This window comes from Dyadobacter chenhuakuii (assembly GCF_023821985.2).
In the GTDB taxonomy this organism is placed as follows: Bacteria; Bacteroidota; Bacteroidia; order Cytophagales; family Spirosomataceae; genus Dyadobacter; species Dyadobacter chenhuakuii.
The window spans coordinates 2,465,546-2,488,640 of the sequence record NZ_CP098805.1; the positions used below are offsets into that span (position 1 = coordinate 2,465,546).

Annotated in this window: 24 protein-coding genes; 17 read left to right on the forward strand and 7 right to left on the reverse strand. The window is 45.2% G+C overall.

Annotation, left to right across the window (positions count from 1 at the left end):
• Nucleotides 1-140 precede the first annotated feature (140 nt).
• The 12 genes from apaG to NFI80_RS10280 all read left to right on the forward strand — a co-directional run bounded on the left by apaG (nt 141) and on the right by NFI80_RS10280 (nt 11,850).
• Complete coding sequence (apaG, locus tag NFI80_RS10225; protein ID WP_026630324.1) at nt 141-527, forward strand: Co2+/Mg2+ efflux facilitator ApaG/CorD; 387 nt, start codon at nt 141-143, stop codon at nt 525-527.
• 43 nt (nt 528-570) lie between these two features.
• Nucleotides 571-1,347 (forward strand): O-methyltransferase, encoded by a 777-nt coding sequence (locus tag NFI80_RS10230; RefSeq protein WP_233796084.1) that lies wholly within the window; start codon nt 571-573, stop codon nt 1,345-1,347.
• Between the two features lie 105 nt (nt 1,348-1,452).
• The gene (locus NFI80_RS10235) at nt 1,453-2,424 is read left to right on the forward strand and encodes a DUF2157 domain-containing protein (protein WP_233796083.1); all 972 of its coding nucleotides are present in this window, start codon (nt 1,453-1,455) and stop codon (nt 2,422-2,424) included.
• The gene (locus NFI80_RS10240; protein WP_235163134.1) at nt 2,421-3,566 is read left to right on the forward strand and encodes a hypothetical protein; all 1,146 of its coding nucleotides are present in this window, start codon (nt 2,421-2,423) and stop codon (nt 3,564-3,566) included. Before NFI80_RS10235 ends, NFI80_RS10240 begins: the two co-directional genes overlap by 4 nt.
• 52 nt (nt 3,567-3,618) lie before the next feature.
• Complete coding sequence (locus NFI80_RS10245; protein ID WP_235163133.1) at nt 3,619-4,596, forward strand: glycoside hydrolase family 43 protein; 978 nt, start codon at nt 3,619-3,621, stop codon at nt 4,594-4,596.
• An 87-nt stretch (nt 4,597-4,683) separates the two neighbouring features.
• Nucleotides 4,684-6,732 carry a T9SS type A sorting domain-containing protein gene (locus NFI80_RS10250; protein ID WP_235163132.1) on the forward strand — a complete coding sequence of 683 codons (2,049 nt, stop codon included), beginning with the start codon at nt 4,684-4,686 and terminating at the stop codon, nt 6,730-6,732.
• Between the two features lie 87 nt (nt 6,733-6,819).
• Entirely contained in the window at nt 6,820-7,878 is a 1,059-nt protein-coding gene (locus tag NFI80_RS10255) for an endonuclease/exonuclease/phosphatase family protein (protein ID WP_235163131.1), read from the forward strand.
• 131 nt (nt 7,879-8,009) lie between these two features.
• Complete coding sequence (locus tag NFI80_RS10260; RefSeq protein WP_233796078.1) at nt 8,010-8,792, forward strand: EcsC family protein; 783 nt, start codon at nt 8,010-8,012, stop codon at nt 8,790-8,792.
• A gap of 48 nt (nt 8,793-8,840) precedes the next feature.
• A complete protein-coding gene (locus NFI80_RS10265) occupies nt 8,841-9,629 on the forward strand; it encodes an MlaE family ABC transporter permease (RefSeq protein WP_233796077.1) in 789 nt (262 codons plus the stop codon).
• A gap of 1 nt (nt 9,630) precedes the next feature.
• On the forward strand, nt 9,631-10,395 hold the full coding sequence (locus NFI80_RS10270; RefSeq protein ID WP_233796076.1) for an ABC transporter ATP-binding protein: 765 nt from the start codon (nt 9,631-9,633) through the stop codon (nt 10,393-10,395).
• Between the two features lie 95 nt (nt 10,396-10,490).
• A complete protein-coding gene (locus NFI80_RS10275; RefSeq protein WP_233796075.1) occupies nt 10,491-11,408 on the forward strand; it encodes an MlaD family protein in 918 nt (305 codons plus the stop codon).
• 70 nt (nt 11,409-11,478) lie between these two features.
• Nucleotides 11,479-11,850, forward strand: a complete 372-nt coding sequence (locus tag NFI80_RS10280; protein ID WP_233796074.1) for an Hpt domain-containing protein — start codon at nt 11,479-11,481, stop codon at nt 11,848-11,850.
• Nucleotides 11,851-11,888: 38 nt separating this feature from the next.
• On the opposite strand, the gene NFI80_RS10285 is transcribed toward NFI80_RS10280, so the two are convergent.
• Nucleotides 11,889-13,061, reverse strand: coding sequence for a glycosyltransferase family 2 protein (locus tag NFI80_RS10285; protein ID WP_235163130.1), 1,173 nt, complete (start codon nt 13,059-13,061; stop codon nt 11,889-11,891).
• Nucleotides 13,062-13,064: 3 nt separating this feature from the next.
• Nucleotides 13,065-13,982: a glycosyltransferase family 2 protein gene (locus NFI80_RS10290; protein ID WP_235176564.1), complete on the reverse strand. Its 918-nt coding sequence runs from the start codon at nt 13,980-13,982 to the stop codon at nt 13,065-13,067.
• A 258-nt stretch (nt 13,983-14,240) separates the two neighbouring features.
• Between NFI80_RS10290 and NFI80_RS10295 the strand changes: the two genes are divergently transcribed.
• The 4 genes from NFI80_RS10295 to NFI80_RS10310 are packed head-to-tail and all read left to right on the forward strand — an operon-like array spanning nt 14,241 to nt 16,789.
• Nucleotides 14,241-14,714 carry a hypothetical protein gene (locus NFI80_RS10295; protein ID WP_235163128.1) on the forward strand — a complete coding sequence of 158 codons (474 nt, stop codon included), beginning with the start codon at nt 14,241-14,243 and terminating at the stop codon, nt 14,712-14,714.
• Complete coding sequence (locus NFI80_RS10300) at nt 14,711-15,868, forward strand: SpoIIE family protein phosphatase (protein ID WP_235161366.1); 1,158 nt, start codon at nt 14,711-14,713, stop codon at nt 15,866-15,868. Before NFI80_RS10295 ends, NFI80_RS10300 begins: the two co-directional genes overlap by 4 nt.
• 6 nt (nt 15,869-15,874) lie before the next feature.
• Nucleotides 15,875-16,213 carry an STAS domain-containing protein gene (locus NFI80_RS10305; protein WP_026630339.1) on the forward strand — a complete coding sequence of 113 codons (339 nt, stop codon included), beginning with the start codon at nt 15,875-15,877 and terminating at the stop codon, nt 16,211-16,213.
• A 3-nt stretch (nt 16,214-16,216) separates the two neighbouring features.
• A complete protein-coding gene (locus NFI80_RS10310; protein WP_235163127.1) occupies nt 16,217-16,789 on the forward strand; it encodes a sensor histidine kinase in 573 nt (190 codons plus the stop codon).
• On the opposite strand, the gene NFI80_RS10315 is transcribed toward NFI80_RS10310, so the two are convergent.
• From NFI80_RS10315 to NFI80_RS10330, 4 genes are all read right to left on the reverse strand, one after another.
• Nucleotides 16,786-17,991 carry a glycosyltransferase gene (locus NFI80_RS10315; RefSeq protein WP_235163126.1) on the reverse strand — a complete coding sequence of 402 codons (1,206 nt, stop codon included), beginning with the start codon at nt 17,989-17,991 and terminating at the stop codon, nt 16,786-16,788. The genes NFI80_RS10310 and NFI80_RS10315 overlap by 4 nt on opposite strands.
• A gap of 92 nt (nt 17,992-18,083) precedes the next feature.
• Nucleotides 18,084-18,899, reverse strand: a complete 816-nt coding sequence (locus NFI80_RS10320; protein WP_235163125.1) for an alpha-1,2-fucosyltransferase — start codon at nt 18,897-18,899, stop codon at nt 18,084-18,086.
• A 27-nt stretch (nt 18,900-18,926) separates the two neighbouring features.
• Nucleotides 18,927-20,279 carry a flippase gene (locus NFI80_RS10325; RefSeq protein ID WP_235163124.1) on the reverse strand — a complete coding sequence of 451 codons (1,353 nt, stop codon included), beginning with the start codon at nt 20,277-20,279 and terminating at the stop codon, nt 18,927-18,929.
• Nucleotides 20,279-21,235, reverse strand: coding sequence for a hypothetical protein (locus tag NFI80_RS10330; RefSeq protein ID WP_235163123.1), 957 nt, complete (start codon nt 21,233-21,235; stop codon nt 20,279-20,281). The genes NFI80_RS10325 and NFI80_RS10330 overlap by 1 nt, the downstream gene beginning before the upstream one ends.
• 177 nt (nt 21,236-21,412) lie before the next feature.
• Here NFI80_RS10330 and NFI80_RS10335 point away from each other — a divergent pair, with 177 nt between their 5' ends.
• A complete protein-coding gene (locus tag NFI80_RS10335) occupies nt 21,413-22,219 on the forward strand; it encodes a glycosyltransferase family 2 protein (RefSeq protein WP_233796064.1) in 807 nt (268 codons plus the stop codon).
• Between the two features lie 5 nt (nt 22,220-22,224).
• Here NFI80_RS10335 and NFI80_RS10340 read toward each other — a convergent pair whose 3' ends face one another.
• Nucleotides 22,225-23,088 (reverse strand): glycosyltransferase family 2 protein, encoded by an 864-nt coding sequence (locus tag NFI80_RS10340; RefSeq protein ID WP_233796063.1) that lies wholly within the window; start codon nt 23,086-23,088, stop codon nt 22,225-22,227.
• Between the last annotated feature and the right edge of the window lie 7 nt (nt 23,089-23,095).

Genomic DNA, 23,095 nt, shown 5'->3' on the forward strand with positions numbered 1-23,095 from the left:
TAAAACCAAACCCAAATTATATTATTTTGATTTGGTTTTATCAGTAATTGATTGTTATTTTCGTTTTAGCAGAAGTAATGCAAATACAGCTCCGGCTGCTTCCCCATACCAACGCAAAACGCCCAAACACCCTCATCCATATGGTTTCCAAAGTGACAGATGGTGTGAAAGTCACCGTATTAACTGAGTATCAGCCCGATTATTCCAACCCGGGACAAGATCATTTTGTATTTACCTACAAGATCCTGATTGAGAACCACAGCGAGCATACTGTTAAACTTTTAAGAAGGCACTGGCTTATTTACGATGCGAACGGAACCGTACGCGAAGTGGAAGGCGCTGGCATTGTGGGACTGCAACCGATCCTGGAACCAGGGGATGTGCATGATTACGTGTCGGGATGCAACCTTCGTACAGACCTGGGCAAAATGGCCGGAACGTATCTGATGGAACGTGTACTCGACGGCCGCCAGTTCCGCGTGATCATTCCCGCATTCTCCCTGATCGCACCTTACAGAATGAACTGATCAACCGCCCGACTTCGGTTTTGGTTTACTAAATATCTTACAATTGATTGCTGCCTATTTAAAGTATTTGCTCCGCTCCGGTAACGAGCATTCCATTCATTCGCCTTTCCTTTTCGAACTTTACACGCAGGTTATTGCGGCAAAAAAGGATCAGAATCCCGAATATGAGGTTTTGAAAAAATTGCGCAAAGAACTGCTGGCATCCAATGAGCGAATCAACATTCTGGATCTCGGCGCCGGCTCGCGGGTGAATAAATCCAACCTCCGCAAAATCGGCACGATTGCTAAGAATGCCGAGAAGCCCGAAAAATTCGGAAAGCTCTTCAACCGCCTCGTGCAAAGATTTCAGCCCAAAACCATTCTCGAACTGGGCACTTCACTGGGGCTGACAACATTATATTTATCAAAAGCAAAGCCGGATGCAAGAATCCTGACTTTCGAAGGCTGCCCGGCCACAGCGCAGGTTGCACGCCATAACTTTGAAAAACTGGATGCTGAAAACATTGACATCGTGATTGGCAACATTGACCAGACGCTACCCGAAACATTAAAAAAGCTGAATCCGTCTTTGGATTTCGCCTATTTCGACGCCAATCACCGCTACGAGCCAACTGTCCGCTATTTCCAGGATTGCCTCCCCTACATGCACAACGATTCGGTCTTTATTTTCGACGACATCTACTGGTCCGATGAAATGACGCAAGCCTGGGAATTCATCAAAAAACATCCCCGGGTAACGTTAACGGTCGATTTATTCTGGATCGGGCTGGTGTTCTTTCGGCAGGAGCAGGTGAAGGAAGATTTTACATTGAGATTTTAATAAAACCGTAACATAACCGGGCCGCTCCGTTGAATAAATAAGCGCTGTTCTTGTAAGCATTCTTCTTATTATTGCCAGCTCTACTCATCCTCTTTTTTCCACGGAATGAATACGCAAACCATCCTGAAAGCCTTCGTTGAGAAGGCCGTCATATCCGAAGAACAAGCTTCAATCATAGCCGATTACGAGCAAAAAAAGGCGTTTTCGCTGCATTGGGAACTGCGCTCGATCCTTTACCTGGGAATTGTTCTTTTCAGCTCCGGCATCGGGGTTATTATTTATGAGAACATAGATACCATTGGTCATCAGGTGATTATCGCTTCAATTGCCGCCTTTACAGCCTGGTGCTTTTATTACACTTATAAGCATGCGCTTCCTTACAGCAACGAAAAAGTAAGCAATCCAAAAAAACTCGCCGATTACATTCTGCTGCTTGGCTGCACGACGTTCCTGGTTCTGGAAGGTTACCTCCAATTTCAATACAACATTTTTGGGACGCGGTACGGACTCGCGATCATTATTCCGACCCTGATTTTCTTTTTCTGCGCTTACCGTTTCGATCATAAAGGAGCCCTTTCCATGGCCATTACGGGACTTGCGTCATGGCTTGGTCTTACTGTGGCGCCGCTGGCTGTGCTTTCACAAAATGATTTCACGGATAACCGCTTACTCGCCACGGCTGTCATTCTCGGCTCGATCCTGTGCGCATTCGGCTGGGCATCAGAAAAACGGAACATTAAACACCACTTTGCATTTACCTATATTTTCCTGGGAGGCAATCTGGCGGTTCTGGCGGCATTGACCGGCATTTTCAGCGATCGCGCAGAATTCATCTATATGCTTGTGGGACTAGCCCTTTCCGTATTCTTCATCCAGCGCGCCCGCCTCACACAATCACTCATTTTCCTGCTCATAGGCGTCGTTTATGGCTACATAATCCTTACACATTTTATTTTCTCAAATATCGTTTCAGAAGACGCTTCTTTCGTTTTCGGGACGTTTTATTTCGCATTCACCAGCATAGGCGTTGTTTTCTTTCTGCTCAATTTTAAAAAATTCTTAGGGATCAAAAAATGAAAAAAGCCTACAACGAAACCTGGATTGAAAATCTGCACATTCTCAATAAAGCCGAACATTGGGCAGCTAAGAAGCTGCTGACCAGAGAACAGCTCGACCAGGCGGAAAAAGCATTTCCCCAGCAATTTTACCGGCCCGGCATTTTTGTAAAAATCGGGCTATTCATTTTCACACTCATCGCCTGCTCTTTTGCCTCGGGGTTTATATCCATGTTCATCATTGGCGACGGCGGGCAGGAAAACATTTCCGTCATCAGCCTTTTCTGCATGGCAGGGTTCCTATTCTTTTTGGAATTTTTGATCAAAAAAAGAGGCTTGTATCACTCCGGAACCGACAATGCACTGCTTTATGCTGCCCTTGGCGCAGCGGCAATCCCTATTTTATCGCTTTTTCAGGATCTTCAAGTCTGGCAATTCTGCATCATTTTCTTTGCTATCACATATGCCGCCACACTCCGTTACGCAGACCTGCTGACGGCCGCCGGCTCTTTCCTCATATTGATTTTAATGTTGGGAGATATGATGATGAAGTTTCCGATCGGCAAAGCGATCCTTCCTTTCGGAGTAATGATCCTTTCCGCGCTGGTTTATTTGATTGTGAAAAAAATCAAAAGCAGCTATTACCACGACTGCCGGAAACTGATCGAAATTCTGGCACTGGCTACGTTTTACCTGGGTGGGAATTATCTGGTTGTCCGCGAAGGCAATGCTATGCTGAATGACCTGAATTTGCCTTTCGCACCTCAAATCCCATTCGCTCAAGTCTTTTATTTCTTCACAATAGGCATCCCAGTTGCGTACATATTTTTTGGGTTGAAAAAACACGATCGTGTTCTGCTGATTACCGGGCTGCTTTCGCTGGCATTGTCTGTTTATACTTATAAACATTATTTCAGCCCGTTTACGCCTGCACAGGAACTGGCGATAGCCGGAATGGCCATGATCGTCCTGTCTGCCGCTGTCATTAAATATCTGCATACACCCAAACACGGCTTATCCGATGAGCAGGAAGGCAAACGTAAGCTGGCTAATCTGGAAGCCATTTTAGTGGCGCAACATCTTGGTCAGACGCCGGGTGAGGATGGTAATGTTGAATTTGGCGGTGGAAATTTTGGCGGCGGCGGCTCGGGAGAGACCTATTAATTGGGCAAAAATTCAGAACTTAGCCAGGTACTTTTCTTGCTTAGTCCTAAAAATGAAAAAACCTATTTTGTCCATTGCGCTGCTTTTATGCGGCATAAGCACTTTTGCGCAAACCATCCAAAAAACCGCAGGCAACCCCGTCTTTCCAGGATGGTATGCTGATCCTGAGGGAATTATCTTTAACAAAAAGTTTTACATTTATCCTACATTTTCTGCACCATACGAGCAGCAGGTGTTCCTGGATGCTTTTTCGTCCGAAGACCTGGTAACCTGGAAAAAACACCCCGCTATCCTGGACACAGCGGCTATCAAATGGGCCAAACGTGCAGTATGGGCTCCTTCCATCATTGAAAAAGACAAAAAATACTATCTCTTTTTCGGTGCCAACGACATTCAGAATGATCAGGAGAAAGGCGGCATCGGTGTAGCCGTTTCGGACAGCCCGGAAGGCCCTTTTAAAGATCATTTGGGAAAACCACTGATCGACAAATTCCACAACGGTGCGCAGCCCATCGACCAATTTGTGTTCAAAGACAAGGATGGGCAGTATTATTTGTTTTACGGCGGCTGGAAGCATTGCAATGTGGCGAAGCTTAATAAGGATTTTACCGGCTTTGTCCCTTTTGAAGACGGCACCATCTTCCGCGAAATAACGCCCGACAACTACGTAGAAGGGCCATTTATGTTTATCAAAAATGGAAAATATTACTTCATGTGGTCGGAAGGCGGCTGGACAGGCCCTAATTATTCGGTTGCATATGCCATTGCCGATTCTCCTTTCGGGCCTTTCAAAAGAGTGGGTACGATACTGAAGCAGGACCCGCAAGTGGCTAGAGGCGCGGGGCACCATTCCGTTATCCAGATTCCGGGCAAAGATCAATATTACATTGTTTACCACAGACGCCCGTTGACGGAAACCGACGGGAATCACCGCGAAACATGCATTGATGTCATGACATTCAATGATAAAGGGGAAATCAACCCTGTCAAAATCACCAAAGAAGGTGTCGGCCCGGTTACATTGAAGTGACAAAAGCCGATTAAACTTCATTCAATTTACTAATGCACAGCGCAACTGACTATATTTGTTTCTTATCAATAAAAAAGTCAGTTGCCTGTGAAATTGAATGTTCTACCCCTAAGAGTTCTAAGACCGCTTTCTAGTTTTAGCTTCAAGTTCTTTCTATTTTTTGCTGCAACTGCGTTTTCAGGCAACATTGTTAATGCGCAACGCTTCTCTTCCGTTGTATTCAGGAAGCTCCCCCAGGATTTACAATTATATCCGCGCAATGCACAAAGCGAAGCCGTAATCCCTATCTCTGGTTTTACAGAAACGGCGGGCTACAATTACATATCTGTCCAGGTTTTCAGAAATGAAACTTTGCAAAAATACTTGCGGGCAGACCTCAAATATGACAAAGGCATTGGCTCTTTTACCACAGAGGCCAAGATCAAAGCCGAGCTTGCCAATTATAATTTTAGAATATATCTCTGCAAAACCAGCGATTCCACAATGGTTGTGGAGAGGAAGAATGTTGTCAGCGGGGATGTGTACGTGCTTTCGGGGCAATCCAATTCAACCGGTTTTTTCACCGAAACCGATACCAGCACTTTTTCCCGCACTTTCGGCAAAATAACGGCCGATCTCAACACCGGACCTTACAATGCTGCCGACACATTATGGGCGTTTTCCAACCAGGACCATTATGATTACGGCGTAGGCACAATGGGTCTGGAAATTCAGAAACAACTGATCCGGCAGTCCGGCGTTCCCAATTGCCTTATTAATGCAGGTTTTCACTGGTCATCGGCCTTCGCACACGCGCAAAGGACCGAAAGCAATCCCGCCGACCTCCGTAATGGTTATGGCCGGATGCTCTACCGCTTGCAAAAAGGCGGAATGGCCGGCGCCGTGAAAGCGTACATTTTTCGCCAGGGTGAAACCGAGGCTTACCATGAAGGTGGTAACTGGCCGGAAAATTTCGCAGTACTGCGAAATAACTTGAAAAAAGACCTGCCTAGCCTGGGCAAAATTTATGTGTTCCAGATCGATGTGATCTATTTCGCATCCTCTGTCGGCGCGGAAGTGAGGGATTACCAGCGCAGGCTACCCAGCATTTATCCGGAGCTCCGATCATTGGCAACGGTAGGAACGCAGCAGTTTGACGGACTGCATTATGGAAAAGAAGGGAACAAACAGGGCGGCCTGGAACTATCCAGACTGATAGCCCGCGATTTTTACGGGTTAAAGGATACGGCGAACATTAACTCGCCCAATATCAGGAAGATATTTTATAAAACGCCGGAAAAAAAACAGGTGATACTGGTCTTCGATGAAGGTCAAGAGCTGGTGTATCCTGAGCCTTACAAACCCAATGGCCAGATTACCCTGGACATGAAGGATTTTTTCTATTTCAATGGTGAATCCGGTTCTGTTGCCTCTGCAAAAGCAGATGGTAACCGCATAATCCTGGAATTAAAAGCTCCTCAGCAAGCCACGACGATGGACCTGATGCCTATGTACACGCCTGAAAACGGCCCTTACTATCCGCTGAATGGTCCATTTATCAAAAATAAACTGGGCATGCGCGCTTTCACTTTCTTCAAGGTGCCGATTGGAGAAAGTCTGGCAACACCCGAGCTGGCAGCCGAGATTGAATCCACCGAAGGCGGTGTAAAACTTTCATGGAAAAAAGTGAATGCGGTTGCTCAATTTGTGCTGGAAAGAAAACGCGACGACGAGCCTGATTACGAGACAATTGCAACATTGGACAGCGCAACTTATATTTATCTTGATAAAAATACCGCTGAGGCAAAAAAAATAAATTACAGATTAAAGGGTGTAAGCAGCGCTTCTGAATCAGCAGATTACGGTTATGCAGAAGTTGAATACGAACTGATAACCGGGGTTGAAAAGGATGATGAAGCCATGTTCACAGTGTTTCCTAACCCTGCCCGTAAAGGCGAACAAGTGACGGTTAGAATGAAAAAGCCGGTCGATGGAACATTGTCATTAATCGATGTTAATGGCCAGTCACTGAGCGACGAGCGTATCTTGCGAAGTAATGAAGCATTCATCCGCATTCCCGAAAATGCAGCAGGCAACCATATCGTCAGATTGAAGGCCGGGGACAAAATCTGGTCCAAAAAAGTGCATGTGCGATAGCAAGGCGTAGAAAGGGGCATTACAGGCCGAACAATTTGTTTGTGGGAAATTAAAAACGATATTTAGAAAATTTTTTTGCACCCATAAATGCACTCTTTTAAATACGCACTGGAAATCTTCGGCGCTATAATCGTCTTGTTTTCCGTTATCCCGCTCATTCGCAACGACTTCTGGGCATTCCGGGTTTTTGAATATCCCAGGATTCAAAAATTATTCATCAACCTGTTGATCGTCATCCTTTACATTTCGCTGTTCCGGATGGACGGTACTTTTGAAAAAATCTTCACAGCTGTCATCATTGCGAATGCGCTTTATCTGATGTATCAGATCTTTCCATTCACATTCCTGGCAAAAAAAGCGCTTCTGAAAGTTTCCAAACAGGATCCGGATAACCAGATCAGCATCATTTCATCCAATGTTTTTCAGGACAACAAAAACACAGCCGGATGCATTGCTATGCTGAAAAAGCACGATCCGGATCTTATTTTGCTGCTGGAAACAGACCAGTACTGGAACGATGGCGTGCAGGAGCTTAATGAGAAATATCCGCATCAAGTGCTTGTGCCTCTGGAAAATACCTATGGTATGCTGCTGTATTCCAAACTGGAACTGGTGGGCGCAGAAGTCCGCTATCTTGTTGATGAAGAGATCCCTTCCATTAAAACGCAGGTAAAACTTACCTCCGGAAAACTGATCCAATTGTACTGCGTACACCCTACTCCGCCAGTGCCGGGAGAAAATATGTACTCCACCGAAAGGGACAAAGAATTGCTGCTGGTTGCCAAGGAAGTAAAAGGCCAAAATGCCCCTATCATTGTCGTAGGAGACCTGAATGACGTCGCGTGGTCGTATACGACGAATTTATTTACAAAAATTAGCGGATTACTGGATCCGAGACGCGGAAGAGGCTTTTTCAATACTTTTCATGCCAAATATCCTTTCCTGAGATTCCCCCTCGACCACGTTTTTTGCTCCACCGATTTCAAGCTGCTGCACCTGAAAAGGCTCGAAAACTTTAATTCCGACCACTTCCCTATCCTCATTGCATTGCAGTATGAAGAAATGGCGGATCTGCAACAGGAAGAACCGGAAGCAGATCAGGAAGAAAAAGAGCTCGCGGAAGAAAAGATTAATAAGGTTACCTGATAACGTGGCTGTACATTGCAGGAGTTAGTAAATCCTGCTTGCAGCGGGATTGGAATGATTTTTGTAACAACGCTTCATGATTACATGAAGTATTGATTCCCTTCTATCCCACTTTAATCTTTTGTTTAAATATGCATTACCAGACATATGAGGAAACAATAACGCCTGAATTGCATAAATGGCAGCAAAAGATGCAAAAGCGGCCAAATCTGGTAGATAGGACATCGAAAGCGGTTCAGGACAAAATCAATGACATTATTCCGGATAAGGTTCATGCCGTTATCACTTCTACAATCAAACAAATGACGCGTGCGGTGCTCACCGGAGCAGAATTTACCACAGCGCTGCCGGCACCCAAGAACTCACTGGAAGAAATTGAAAGAGAGGTTTCCAGGCGCATTGAGTTTTACAAAAAAGCAGGAGCCGCAGAAGGTGGCATTATCGGCGCAGGCGGATTTGTGCTCGCACTGGCAGAATTCCCGATCCTGATCGCCATTAAAATGAAGCTTCTGTTTGAGATTTCTGCACTATACGGGCATTCAGCGGAAGATTACCGGGAACGACTTTTTATCCTCCATATTTTCCAGCTGACATTTTCCAGCCAGAAACAGCGCCAGAAAGTGTTTGAGCAGATCATTCAATGGCAGGAGAAAAGCCAGGGGCTTCCTTCCGACATTCACCAGTTCGACTGGAAAACATTTCAACAGGAATACAGGGATTACATTGATCTCGCGAAAATGGCGCAGCTGATTCCCGGAATCGGTGCAGCTGTGGGCGTCATTGTGAATTACCGGCTCCTGAATCAATTAGGCAAAACAGCGATGAATGCTTACCGCATGCGCTGGTTTGAAGAGCGGACGTTACCGGCTGCGAGAAGACAAGAACAATTGCCGTCACCGGCTCAGAACCAATAAAGTATACCAATAAGAGTTACCCTTTGATCCACTTTGCATAAAAATTGAATGAGCGCCAATCAAAAGGAAAAAGTTTATACAAAAGGCCTGGATTCGGCTTTACTGGCAGTTTACAATGGTTACATGTTTTTCCTGCGGTTTTTCCGGGAAGCCTTTCGCGGCCGGATGGAATTTCAGGAACTGGTCAAGCAATGTTACGCAATCGGCAATAAATCATTGTTGCTGATCGGGCTTACAGGCTTCATTACCGGGATGGTATTTACCAAGCAATCCCGCCCGTCACTGGCCGAATTCGGCGCCGTTTCCTGGCTGCCGTCATTGGTTGCGATTGCCATTGTGCGCGCCCTGGCCGCATTGGTTACGGCGTTGATCAGTGCGGGAAAGGTTGGGTCCAGCATTGGTGCCGAGCTGGGTTCCATGCGCGTTACCGAGCAAATCGACGCTATGGAGGTTTCGGCTGTGAATCCTTTCAAATTTTTGGTCGTCACCCGCGTGCTCGCATCCACGATCACGATTCCGATCCTGATGTTTTATTGTACGGGCGTAGCGCTTATGGGTGCTTTCCTGAACGTCACATTGAACGAGGGCACGAGTTTCAGGGCGTTTTTTGAAAATGCTTTTGAACAGATTACTTTCCTGGATGTAGGAACCTCACTTGTAAAAGCGATTGCTTATGGCTTCACAATCGGGATTGTGGGTTGTTACCAGGGTTACAATGCGAGCAAAGGAACGGAAGGTGTGGGTAAGGCTGCGAATTCGGCAGTCGTAATTTCCATGTTCCTGATCTTCATCGAGGAGGTCATTATTGTTCAGGTATCGAATTATTTCAGAATATAAAATGGCAGAAATCAACCAAAACGAAGAGCCGGTCATTGAGATCAAAGATCTTTACAAATCATTTGGTGATCTGCACGTGCTTCAAGGAGTCAATTTGAAGGTGGATAAAGGCGAGAATGTTGTGGTCCTCGGCCGGTCGGGAACGGGTAAGTCGGTTTTGATCAAAATCATTGCCGGGTTATTAAAACAGGATAGCGGCGTTTGCAATGTCCTGGGCCGGGAAGTTGCTGAATTAAATCAGAAGGAGCTAACAGACATTCGCCTGAAAATCGGTTTTTCATTCCAGAACAGCGCATTGTACGATAGCATGACGGTGCGGGAAAACCTGGAATTTCCGCTGGTAAGGCATGTGAAGAATCTTTCAAAAGCGGAAATCAACGAACAGGTGGAATATGTGTTGGACGCTGTTGGCCTGTTGCAGACCATTAACCAGGTTCCTTCGGAATTGTCGGGCGGACAGCGGAAGCGGATCGGCATTGCCAGGACACTTATCCTGAAACCCGAAATCATGCTTTACGACGAGCCTACCGCGGGACTTGACCCTATAACCTGCCTGGAAATTAACCAGCTGATTAATGAGGTGAAGGAAAAATATCACACAAGCTCTATCATCATTACCCACGACCTGACCTGCGCCCGCGAAACCGGAGACCGGATCGCAATGCTGCTGGATGGCAAGTTCCTGAGACAGGGCACATTTGAAGAAGTATTTGCCACAGACGAAGAAAGAATCAAAAGTTTTTACGATTATAATTTTATTCAATAATGGAAACATCAGCCAGAAAACGCTCCATAACAGTCGGACTTTTTGTTATAATAGGCTTAATTATCTTCATAGTAGGGATCCTTACAATTGGAAGTATGAAGAAAGTATTTTCTTCAACAATCTCCGTCAAAACGTTGTTCGATGACGTGAACGGGCTGAAACAAGGCAATAATGTCTGGTATTCGGGGGTAAAGATCGGGACAGTGAAGACCATTCGCTTTTTGTCTAATTCCAAAGTCGAGGTTATCCTTCACATTGAGGAGAAGTCGCAGGAATTTGTCCGCAAGAATGCGAAGGCCAAGGTTAGCACAGACGGACTGATCGGTAACAAGATCATTGTCATTTACGGCGGAACGCAAAAGGTGCCTTCCATTGAAGATGGCGACGAGCTGGTGGTTGAAAAAATGGAAAGCACGGAAGAGATGCTGGCCGTTTTGTCTGAAAACAACAAAAACCTGCTGGGCATTACGAGCGCGTTTAAAACGATCAGCAAGAATATTCTTGAAGGAAAAGGAACGGTGGGAATGCTGCTGAACGATGAGCGGCTATATAATGATGTGGATCAAACGCTCGCCGCACTGAAAAAAGCATCTGTGAATGCACAGACCATGACAGCTTCCTTGTCCGGATTTACAGAAAAACTGAATCAAAAAGGCGGTCTGGCAAATGATTTTGCAACCGATACAGTCATCATGCGTGATCTGAGGACCACTATTGGCAGACTGAACGAAACAGTAACTTCTGCAAACGGAATGGTTGACAACCTGAAAACGGCGAGTGAGAACCTCAATTCCAACAGGACAAGTCCGTTAGGCGTTTTACTACACGACGAGACGACGGCGAGCAATTTGAAAGGGACATTGCAAAACCTGGAAAGCAGCACCGAAAAGCTTGATGAAAACATGCAGGCGCTCCGTTCCAATTTCCTATTCCGCAGGTATTTTAAGAAAAAAGCCAAGGAAGAGGCAAAACAACCTGAGAAAGAGGCAGTAAAAGATTCAGTGAGCCAGTAAATAATTTCATATTTTTGTAAATATATTTCGTAAACCACAGCTCAATTGAAACAGCTATAACCTCTAATTAATGGACTTACAACTTAACCCTGCTCTGGATCTTACTTACATTGACCAAGTTTACGGAGATGACCCTGTAATTCTTTACATGATTTTTGACGCTTTTATGAGCGATTCGGTGCCACGCTGGCATTCGCTCCGCAATGCATTGGAAACTGAGGATATGAAGGAGGCGGCGAGCATTGTACACGGATTGAAACCGTCGTTCACCATGGCTGGACTTACGTGGATAAGGCCGAAAGTGGAGGTGCTTGAAAAAGCGATTAAAGATGACGAAACGCCGGAACAGCTGATGCATATGTATCAGACCATTTCAGCAGAACTGAATGAATTGCTACCGATCATCGAACAAGAATCGGAGCGTTTGAAATCACTTCAATAAGACAACAAAAATGATAAGAAGCGAGCGTGTGGCATTAGCTACACGCTTTTTCTTTTGGATTTATCCCAGGCAGCACTCTGATTTCCTTTGTAAAAGCGGATAATCCCTGCCATTACCGCATAGTTCATCACACAGAAATAGTAAGGAACGAATAATGCCTTTACCTTGATCTTTCGTTTTTCCAGAATCCATCCCGCAAGCGCGGCGCCGTAAAAAGCAACCTGCGCGAAAAGAATCAACCCATACAATGCATTCCCGTCATTGACCACAATGATAATGTTCAGCAGGAATGCCAAGATCATTAAAAAGGGCGTAATCGTCCACCGCAACACCCGGTGGCTAATGTATTGAAATGATAAAAGCGGATAATTGAACGGGTTGAGGAGCTTTTTAAGCCGTAAAATCGACTGGATCCCGCCTGCCGCAATCCTTACCTTCCTTTTCAGTTCCTCCTTAATATTCTCCGACGAAAGCTCCGATGCATAAGCCTCGGGTTCATAAATAATGCGGTAACCTTGCTGCGCAATGAGCATGGAAATCATAAAATCGTCTAGAATCGTGTCGGGCTCCACCTGCCGGTAAAGTGAGTGCCTGACGCTGAAAAGCTCTCCCGCTGCGCCCACCACCGAGTAAAGCTCAGAATCCCACTTTTTAAGCGTCGATTCGTATTTCCAATAGAAGCCCTCCCCCGCCGTGGCGTCGGACACGGCATCCTGCATCACCCGTTTCTCTCCTGATACTGCCCCCACTTTTGGGTCGGCGTAATGCCTGGCTATGAGCAATAGTGCATCCGGGTTCAGATAGGTGTTGGCGTCTGTGAATACAACTACTTCTGTGTTAACCTCATGCATTGCGCGGTGCATAGCCAGGATCTTTCCGCTTCGGACGGGCGTGTGCAGCAGCTTGATCTGGCTGTAAGCGCTCACAAGCTCTGGCGTGCGGTCGGAGGAACCATCGGTAACAAAAATCAGGCTTAGCTTGCCGTGCGGATAGGAAAGCGCCAGCGTATTCTGAATTTTTTCTTCAATGATGCTTTCCTCATTGTAGGCAGCAATGATGAGCGTTAATGTTGGCATATCCTGATCAAGCGACGGAACGGGCCGTTTCCCTTTTACGGCACGCCGTATCCTGACCAAAACGTACAGGATGATTCCATAACCAAGGAATGTATAAAAAACGATGAAGAGACTGAGCCAGAAGAGTATTTCCATAAATTATCGTGACAGGGGGAAGCCAAGGTTATTGCTATCCGCCTTATTGGTGAAATGCCAGGTGATTGCTTTCAGAAAAACAGGGATGAAATTGTATTCTTTATTTTTAATGTATTGAATAAGATTCCTGGGCACCACTGCCAGCAGGAAATAGCAGCAGAAGATCAGAAATTGCATGGGGGAGCCATTTTTTCGGATAAATAAAATGCGGTTCCGGTTCATAAAAAACTCCTTCAATGCGGACCTTTTGCCTACCGCAACGGATTCTTTATGGTATATCAAAGCAGAGAGATCAACGTGGATTTCATAACCTGCATTTCTGATCCGCTCACACCAATCCAGTTCTTCATAATATAAAAAGTAATTTTCCGCCATCACGCCCGCCTTTTCGAGCGCTTCCCGGCGGATCATCATAGCGGCCCCATGCGCGTAGCCCGTAATGCCGCTCAGTGAATCATACTGGCCTTTGTCCTGCTCAAACTGACCAATACAAGCATTGCGTGCGGTGTAGTAATTCATAGGTGTATAACCCGTATACTGCAACATTCCCGGCTGGTCGTAATAATGTATTTTAGGCGAAATCATCCCGATTTTCGGGTTGGCATCCATTGTGGCGACCAATGTGCCGATCAGCTCCGCGGTAACTTCGGTGTCGTTGTTGATCAGGAATAAATATTCACCCGTAGCATGTTTCAGGCCAATGTTATTGCCGCCTGCAAAGCCCGTGTTTTTTTCCGATCTGATGAATTTAATGTGAGGATAGCGTTCTACCCAGCCTGGCACGGGATCGGGTTTGCTTCCGTTATCCACCACCACGATTTCGAGGTTCGGATATGTGTTGACTTCTTCCAGTGACCTCAATAAATCTTCTGTAATCTTAGGCTGATTAAAATTGACAGTTACAATGGAAACACTTTTCATCGGTTCGGAGCTGGGCACTGGGAAAGTCTGAAATGAGGGAATTTTTTTATTGGCTTGTAGAACTATTTCAAAATTAACAATTTAAATATAGCTTTAAACAAAATGTAGTTTTTGCGGTTATAAAATGTTCGCAGCCCTGCTAAAAGCCTCTGCTATCTGACTAAAATCTAATTCGATATTTACAAAGTGAAAATACCGCGTCTGCTAGATATTAAAAAAGTTTCCCGCATCCCGGACGCTGCCAAACTTTCCCCCAAAATGCCCCTCATCAGAAAAAAGGTGGATGAACTCATTGAGATCATCGCACATTCAGCCGTTAGCAGCACACAGGCGAGCGCCTACCAGCAGGAAATTGAAGAAGCATTCAGGCGCTCAGCGTTGAAAGCAAAAGCAGCTGCGCCTTTCCGGGCACTGGACCAGGATAATAATCTTTCGCGGGAAGAGCTTCTGGAAGGGTTGGAAAAATTGCTTTCCGAAAACAAAATCGACAGCAAGATCAGCAGCTCGAAAGGGCGGAGCAATGCAGCTCAAAAAGCAGTAATGTTCATTCTGGCTATTTTATTGATCGTTGTTGGCTTCGCTATGATCATTATGCCGGCACCACCTAGCTTTGAAATCTTCACAGTTTATTATTTCAATGCAAATGACGGTGTTACGATCATGGATCTGGTGTCATTACTCATTATTTTTGGGGGAGTGCTTTTATTCGTGCTAAACTTCAATAAAAAATGATCTCGTTTCCGGAGCCGCCGACCAGTGTTAAAAAAATCTTGCTGGTAGAGGATAATCTCATGTTTCGAAGGGTGTTTGAAGCGTCCCTCATTAAAGCAGGATACAGCTGCGTGGCTTGCGAGTCGGGAACGGAAGCACTGGCTTTGCTGGCAGTCGAAACGCCGGACCTGATCCTTTCCGATTATGATATGCCTGTCATGAACGGTTTTGATTTCCGGCAGGCGATTTTGCTTAATCCGAAAATCAGCGACATTCCGTTCGTGTTCCTCACTTCCTTTACAGATAATTCACTGATACTGCAAGGTTTGAGCATGTATGCCATTGATTTTATCAACAAGGAAACGCCTATTCCGGTGATTATTTCCAAGCTGGGCAACATCATTAAATCACTCCAGAATGAACACGTCAGGTCCGTCCGTGAGTTGCGGGTAGCAGCCGAGACGCTCAATGTCAAATCTATACCCACACACAGCCCCGTCCTTCCCGGCTTCCGCGTCCATTTTTGGCATAAAGGATATCTGGGTTACCCCGGTGGCGATTTTATTGATTTTGTACAGGCAGATCAGCGATTTTGCTTTGCATTTCTGGGGGATATCATGGGAAAAAAGTGGACCGCGTGGTTCTTTACTTTCGGTTTCCTGAGCTATATCCGTGCCGCCATCCGCTTTTGCGTACTTGATAATGACCTGACGATAGACAACATTGTTCAGAAGATTAACAAGCTGATCTGTATGGACGAAAGTTTACAAAATATCCTATCCAGCCTCTCGCTCCTCCTGCTGGACAGTGAGACCGGCGAGGTGCATTACACAGGAGCGGGCGACCTGCCCCTGATCAGTTTCAGCTCGGAAACAGGCAAACCCGTAACCGTCCTTTCATCCGGATTGCTGCTAGGCCTGATGGAAGAAGGATTTTATGACAAGCAGGTTATTAAAATGAAAACGGGCGATCAGCTGGTCATCTTCACCGATGGCATGATCGATATTCCGTCTGCTGGCTCGAAGAAGAGCGACTATCCATTTTTTGTTTCCAAAATCACACCTTATCTCGGCGGGCAGGACAGCTTTGGCAAGATCAAGACCCACGTGCTGGAAAGCATCAATGACAGCAATCAAATGGATGATGCAAGCATTATTTTTATTGAAAAAACATAATCCCTCATGATACTAAAAGTAAACGAAATCAACCACGTAGCACAGGCAACGATCTTGCCGCAGGAAGCAAGCCTTGCCAACGCCGAAATGTTCAAAGAAGAGATGATTACCCTTGTAGCCAATGGCGCACGGCTAATTGTAGTGAACTTCGAAAATGTAAATTATATCGATAGTTCATTTCTCGGCAGCCTCGTGGTCGCGCTGAAATACGCAATGCCCCGAAACGTCGATATATACCTGGTTTCCCTGAAGTCTGATGTAAAAGACCTGCTTACACTGATCAGGATGGATAAAGTTTTCAAAATCTTTAAAGACTTCGACGAAGCAATGGAAGCATCACAATAATTTATGGAGCACGATCGGATAAGAATTCACTTTACCAGCAACCGGGAAGAAATTCCCGGCATATTAAGGATCTGCCTGGACCATGTCGTGCAAAACACAAAAAACGCATCCCCATCCCCAGATACATTTTCAAAAATTAAATGGGTGATTACGGAGTTGCTGACCAATGCGGTAAAGCATTCAGGAACAAGAGATTGCACATTAAACATTAAGGTAGACAACAACCGCCTTTTTCTTGAAAAAGAAGATCGTGGAAATCCGTTGTCACTTATCAGGCAAGACACGGGTAAAATATTTACCTGGCCCATCAAGGGGTTTACCAACAGGGTCGAATTTCAGATCTATCATAACGGCGTCGATTCGCTGATCGTGAGATCGGACGATGCCCATTCAGCTAAATTCTATATAAAAGAAATGACGGGCCCGGACATGCCGCGACTGCTGAATGATTCCAGCGAACATTTCGGTTTGCTGATCCTGACAAAAGCTTCTCACGAATTTTATTACGAATATGATCCCGAAACGCAAACCAACCGGTTTACCAGTGTTTTTCTATTCGCTGAAAAAACCGGTTAAGCGGGTTTGAGGTTTTGGAAAATGATGTCGGCAATGGTGTCCACTCTTTTTTCCCATGTATTTTCGGCCGCTATGGCCAGACGCCGCGATTGTAATGCTTTGCTATCCGTTGCCAGCGCTTCTTCGATCGCCGCCGTAAAGCCTTGTGCGTCTGTACAGAAAGGCACAATGTCTTCAGTGAATTCTTTGAGGTCAGGATTGAAGTCAATGGCAACAACCGGCTTGCCTGCGCCGAGATATTCGAATAATTTGAGGGGGAAAATGCTGCTGCTCACCTCATCTTTTTTGAATGGGATCAGTGCAACGTCAAATCCTTTGATAACGGCAGGCATATCTGCATAGTCGATGGCGCCCAGGAAGAAGACATTGGGAGCCGTAAAAAACCAGTCGGGAACAAATTCCTTTGCCACCGGCCCTACGAAAACGAAGCTCTTATCAGCATTATGAGTAATTACTTCTTTCAGGAGTTCGTAGTCAATGCGCCTTTCTATGGCGCCCAGATAGCCTATAATCGGCTTTTTGATTTCCAATAATTTCGGAAAAACAGGCAGATCCGGTCTCAATGCCTTGCTGCTATGCGTGACATCAGCTGCGTTCGGCACAAAATAGGACTTGGGATTGAACTGCTTTTTTTCAAGATACAGCGCACGGCTGCTGCAAATTACCACATCGCTTTTCCGTACGAGAATATCCTCTGATACAACGCCATGCCGCTGGTTAAATGGCAGGATCATCGGATCGAGACAATGGTAAACCGTTAAGGCAGGCGACAGCCCGTTGACTAATGTAGGATAATGGAAATTGAAGGAATTAATAAAAATGTAGTCCTTAATGTTATGCGCCTCAATGATCGTCCGCAACTTTCGCCGGATCATCGATTCATTGATCTTCAATATTGACCTGAAAAAACCGCTTTCGGGTAAAAAATTAATGGATAGCAGCAGCGGCGGGATAACAATTTTAAGATTCGGTGTGTCCGTATCGATCAGCTTTCCGCTCCAAACAGACAAATGATTTTTCCGGACTTTGAATTCAGGGCCTTTTCTCAGCTTAAAATAATCTCTTACTGTAAATGGGTTTTCGACGTAGTACACCTTATTTTCCCTGGCCAGTAACCTCGCCGTAGTGTAATTTGTAGATTCAATGGTCGAATCAAATCGGGGTAAGCCAAAGACGATGATTTGGTGTCCTTTCAGTTTCATTGATCAAATAAGAATGCGGGTATTGCTGTTACGATAGAGGTCTTTTTAATAAAAGTGGGGGTAGCCGTCTTGGTTATTCAAATATATGTGAATCAGTCGGTAATAACCTCTTTCCATTCAAATTTGTCCGTCATAATGCCTTTGGGATGCTCGCGGCCGATCCGGAAACCGAACCAGTTCTTTGGGGCAATCACACGATTCTCTTTTTCGCACAGGTAAGCTGCCCACCAGGCAAATGTACTGTTTGATATGATCGCAATATCAGCATTCATAATCAGCTGAAAATCAATAATTTCAGAATTCTGAGAAAAGATAAAATTGGGTTTTTGAGGAAAAGATTTTTTAACAAAATCCATATCATCGCTCACAAAAAACACCTGGTACTGATCCAGATCGTGAATGGCGTAAAGCTCTCGCTGGAAGTATTCGACGGGAAGAGAAATGTCCCTTTTTCCGTAAGCCAGGTAATCCGTGCGGCGAATGTGCACTACAATGGTCTTATGCTTTTTGAAAACGGCTCCGAACTGCTTTTCAAACTGTTCCTTGAATTCGCTGTGAAGGCGTGGCTTGGAAGTTTCGGGTAAATGTTTGATATAATAATCTGACTGAAAATAGCCATTGTAGATCGTGCCGTTCTGTGGTGTAAATTCTTTGGGACTGAAAAAATTTTGCACGTAAATATCCTTGAAACTAAAAACCTTCGGCAGCATTCTGGCAAACACCGAATAGAGTTTGGACTGCAATGTTACATTATGAAATGCACCGAGATCGAAATATCTGGCTAGATATGCATGGTGTGGATTCGGAAAAAAATAGGTCAGCTTGCTGTTTCTGCTTTTGAGATACATTAAAAAAAAGTACTGAAAAAGCTGATTACCCAGTCTGCCGGAAAACTTTACGCCAACCATAATGCACCATTATTAAAGTGATTCTTCTTATTTCAAGGCCCTGTTTTTCAAAAAAGGCTTAATGTACTTTTCGAGGAATTCGGGATAAAACCGGAACATGTACATCCATGTGTTCCCTATGCTCACATCAATCTCTCTTTTCAGGATCACCTGCGCTATAATAAAGCCGACCACATTGGAGCATAATGTTGCATAAGCCGCGCCCATTACATCAAAAGATTGGATAAAGAAATAGTTAAGGACAAGGTTCAATGTGGCTGTAACGACTACAACAAAGAAAGTAACCTTCGTTTTGCCGATGGAATCGAGGATCGTGCCGAACTGGCGGCCATAGGGAATCAGCAAACAATACAAGAGCGTGATTTGCAGCAACGGAATGGAATCATTGTATTTTTCTCCTGCTATCAGGTGGATTACAATGTCCGAAAACAGATATAAGAATACTACCACGGGAACAACCAGCGCTAGCGTCGTCCCAACCGACTTTTCATACAAATATTTAATGGCTGATTTCCCCTCCGTTTCCATCCGCTTGGCACTTTGCGGAAAAACGATCGTCGCCACCGCATTGCCAGGAATGTCGATCAGGTTCGTGATCCGGACTGCGATGTTGAAAGCCCCGGAAGCAGCCGGAGACAGGAGCGCACCCAGCATCATCTGGTCAACGGTCCCCGAAAGCAGTGAGCTGATCAGTGTTCCGAATGCGTATTTGCCATAGCCAAACAGCTTCTTAACCCACATTTTACTGACCTCGTACGAAATTTGCAAATGTCTGCGGCAATAATAGAACGCCAGTGACATGCCCAAAATGGCACTTATGATCTGCACCCAAACCAGATAGATCAATTTCACTTCTACCGAAAACAAGTAGCACACAACTACAAATGTGAAGAAGGAACCCTGCCTGATAATGGTCGTCAGGAATATGCCGTTGAAGCGCAGATTGGCCTGTTCAATGCCGTTGAATTGTGCCTGCAAGCCCGAAAAAAAATAGATTGCAATGTATAAATACAGCATCTGAACCAGCTCGGGAGAATCCCAAAGCCTGCTCAGAAACGGCGCGAAGATCAGAATAGCGGTGATGCAAAAGATGGATACAAGCCCGCTTATGGCAAATGAAGCCGTAATAATGTCAGGATGCTCGTGCTCATCCGAAGCAGAAATAAACTTAACCAGCGCGTTCTGAAGCAAACCGCTCCGAATGGCTTCCAGAATGGTGGTGGTAGAAAGGAACAGCGTCCACACCCCGAAATCGTGCTTGGAAAGTAATCTTACCAGCACATAAAATCCGGCAAAGCCAAAAAAGACCCCCGAGAAATTCTGGAGAATATTGATAAAACCTGACTTGATCCAGTAATGATCCTTCGGCTTGTCGCTCATTATTTTTTGACAAAATATGCCTCCACGAAATTTTTCACCTCATCATCCGTCTTTGCATGCAGGATTTTGGCACCGGAAAACTTCGGATACAGGTTTTCAAAACAGTGAAAGTGATGTTCCGGGCCTTTTTTAGACAGGATCAGATTGGTGCCGCCGAAGTAACTTGCCAATGTTGCCGTGCCGCCATGAATCGATATAAATTTGCTTGCATTGGCATAAACCATCAGCTGCAAATGATTGAAATTGTTGGCTTTACCTTTGTTTTCCTTGAAAAGATCTTCCATCAGGATCACATCCGGATGCACTCTTGCAAGCCATTCATATTCGTCCATATCATAAATATCACTGTTGTCCATGGTGATATTGTGTGGCTTAGGGCGGTTGTAGATAATGGTATAATCGTTTTTAAGTTTACCAACGATGAATTCCAGCAATTCCATGCTATAAAAGCTCACCGGTGGTCCGTCCCACTCCATGTTGTAGCGGTTGGCAATGATCAGGATCGGCTTCTCGAACTGGTAAACCGGGTTGGCGTATGTTTCTTTTAAGGGAACAGGCAGCCATTTTTCAATGTCGTAATCCTGGCTGTACAGGATCCGTGGCATTTCAAAATTGAAGTTCCCTTCATTGGACCTTGTTTCAAAAGACTCTTGATGGTCCGGTGAAAAAAAGTAAAGCTCCCGGGTATATTTGGATGATTCGGTGCTGAGAAGCGTTCCGTTTTTATAGTGCCAATAGGCGAAGGGAAGCACAAATTGGAGCTCCGGCGCAAACTCTCCCTGAAAGGACAGGCGTTTATACTTTTCCTTTGTTACATAATCCTTCACAACATATTTCAGTTGTTTAAGCTGGCAATAATAGGTGTGCCTGTAATAATATCTGACGTCAATGGTTAAATCTCCATATCGGGCCCTGACGACAAAACTAAGAATTTTGTTAAGTAGTGTTTTTACCATTCGTTTACAAAAACAACTTGAAACTTCCTTTCGGAATGCTAGCGGCGCAGTAGCACTTTGTGAAGGTGTATTTCAGGACAAAAGATTTAACCGTTTCAAATGTAGAATTAATTTTGCACTAATTTCACGCCTCAAAGAGATATAACTTGCCAAAATAATTAATTTGCATCGACCTTAATGTTAGATAGAAAGATGGCAGAATCCAACCTGTTCAGTGATGTTTCCCTGTTGATTACCCATTACAATAGAAGTAGTTCCCTCGAACGACTGCTCCAAACGCTGAAAGACCAGCAGATCAGCTTTGGTGAAATCATAGTTTCTGATGATGCGAGCCAGCCTTTGCATTTGGATTACATTAAATCATTGCACAATAAGTTCGACTTTACCCTCATCACCACGCCTGTCAACAAGGGCCTGGGAAACAACATTAACAAAGGTCAGGCGGCTGTCAAAACGCCTTATCTCCTTTATATCCAGGAAGATTTTGTTCCGCTTCCTAAATTCCTCGGTGCATTCAAAGACGCCCTGCAATTCATGCGTGAGCGCTCCGAACTGGACATTGTCCGTTTCTACGCCTACTCCTCGTTTCCATATCTGAAACCTTTCCAAAAAGGCTTTTCTGAAATGTTATATCAACCCTGGTATCTCGAAACGCAGAAAATTTACATGTACAGCGATCATCCGCATTTGCGCAGAAGCACATTTGCAGAGCGTTTTGGCACATATACCGAAGGCATCAAGTCTGACAAAACGGAATATGAAATGTGTGTTTCGTTTATTCAAAACAATGGTAAAGGGCTGTTTTATAATGATTTCAGCAGCTTACTCAGCCAGGAAAATTCATCCGCCGAACCCAGCACGGTAAAACGCGCAAACTGGCGTCAAAGCTCAAATCCACTCGTCGCCATGGTCAGGTCTGTTTACAGGGTTATCAAATACAATTACGACCTGCACGTCGACACAAGGTTTAAAAGACCCCGATAGGCCGATCAGGACGGCTTTTTGTAGGACCCTTCTTCCGGCAAGCGGGAGTTGAAATTGGCCAAAAATCTTTTCCGCTCCTTATTGATCCGCGCCATGAACACTTTGGTAAATGTGTCACCGTCGCGCTGCAATGTGCGGATTCCCGTCCAGGCCCTGGCCTTATTGGACCTCACCTGCCTGATCTTGCCATATTTCATCAAACCCAGGCACAGCTGTCCGTCATCACCCCAGAAATTGTCATTGATAAAGCCCACTTTCAGGCCCAGTTCGCGAATGTAGCCCATGCTGATACCGTAGGCGTTGTAATAAGGGCGATTGATCTGCCTTACCTCCGAGATAATGTCTTTTCCCGTTTCCAGCAGCCCAAGTTTCCATCTCGGAAATCCCTGCTCGCTGATGAACGAATAACGCCCGTAAACACAAACAACATCGGGTTTGCTCAGCACACGGATCATTTCCTGCACCCAGCACGACGGGTAAAAACAATCGGCGTCAGCCAGGAGCACGTATTTCCCCTTGGCATTCAGCTGGCCGTGCTGCCGTGCCGGGCCACATCCCTGCTTTTGCTCAAAAAGACCCTTAACAGCCAGTTTATCAATCGTGTCCTGCGTCCGGTCCTTGGAATTGTTGTTTACGACAATGATCTCTAACGGATAATCACAAACAGTTTTGGAAAGGCTTGAAATACAGTTCAGGATGTTGATCTCTTCATTCCAGGCCGCAATGAGCACGGTTACTACCGGCTCGTCGCTAATGATCTTTTTAAGGTCCTTGTTAATGGAATCGAACACATGCTGGGGTATTTCTTCAAACTTTTTATAGCTTTTGCTATAATCGGTCAGCCACTCCGGGTTTTCGCTAAGATTCATACAGTTA